Here is an 869-nt window from a genome sequence, read left to right as displayed (position 1 = left end):
TCTCTTCCATAAGATTTGTTTTTCTCCCGGCAAAAATACGAATTCCTCCGGATTATCCTACCTTTCGGTTGCTTGTTTTTATTCGTCTGTGTCGATACAAGTGATCTCTATCTCATGTATCTGCTCCAAGTATTTTTTGGTAGAGCTTACCAAAGAACTTCCCATGTAGAATAAAAACATCAGGCTGATAATAACCATCAATGCACCAATCATGGCAAAACGACTGCGCTGTTCAAAAATACTGCTATTCATAACTCTGCCTCCTCTTATTTTTTGTCCACTACAAAGATAACACGCGAGGGCTACAAAAAAGTTACAAGAATGTTTCAAAAAACTTAAATATTGAAATTCTGTTCGTATCTTTGCACCAACTAACTAACAACCTCTTTATTACAATATGGCATTTACGAATAATATTATGATTGTCCGGCATAAACTGCTGGCAGACCTTGTTAGACTCTGGAAAAACGACGAATTAGTGGAAAAGATAGACCGACTTCCGATTGAGTTGAGTCCACGAAAATCGAAACCCCTAGGACGGTGTTGCGTACATAAAGAACGCGCAGTGTGGAGATACAAGACTTTTCCCCTGATGGGACTGGATATGACAGACGAACACGACGAAGTTACCCCACTTTCCGAATATGCACGATTGGCATTGAGTCGTCCCGAACCAGACAAGGAAAATATCATGTGCGTCATCGACGAGGCCTGTTCTTCCTGTGTACAGATCAATTATGAAATAACCAACCTTTGTCGCGGATGCGTGGCACGTAGTTGTTACATGAACTGCCCTAAAGATGCGATACGTTTCAAGAAAAACGGTCAGGCAATGATTGACCATGACACATGTGTCAGTTGCGGTATTT

1 protein-coding gene and 1 pseudogene are annotated in these 869 nt (G+C 41.0%); one reads left to right on the top strand and one right to left on the bottom strand.

Going from position 1 to position 869, the window contains the following annotated elements; translation table 11 throughout:
* Nucleotides 1-78: 78 nt before the first annotated feature.
* Nucleotides 79-252: a hypothetical protein gene (locus AB5935_RS26355; protein WP_004301069.1), complete on the bottom strand. Its 174-nt coding sequence runs from the start codon at nucleotides 250-252 to the stop codon at nucleotides 79-81.
* A gap of 145 nt (nucleotides 253-397) precedes the next feature.
* Between AB5935_RS26355 and AB5935_RS26350 the strand changes: the two are divergent.
* A pseudogene (locus tag AB5935_RS26350) lies at nucleotides 398-869 on the top strand (hydrogenase); the annotation flags it as partial.

The sequence above is a fragment of the Phocaeicola sp. RTP21198st1_B8_RTP21198_201120 genome (genome assembly GCF_040929485.1).
GTDB classification, from domain to species: Bacteria; Bacteroidota; Bacteroidia; order Bacteroidales; family Bacteroidaceae; genus Phocaeicola; species Phocaeicola dorei.
Note: the sequence above shows the minus strand (reverse complement) of the source record. Positions and strands in the feature narration are given on the sequence as shown.

Coding starts and splice junctions, on each gene's coding strand:
- AB5935_RS26355 (WP_004301069.1), bottom strand. CDS start 252: ATGAATAGCAGTATTTTTGAACAGCGCAGTCGTTTTGCCATGATTGGT.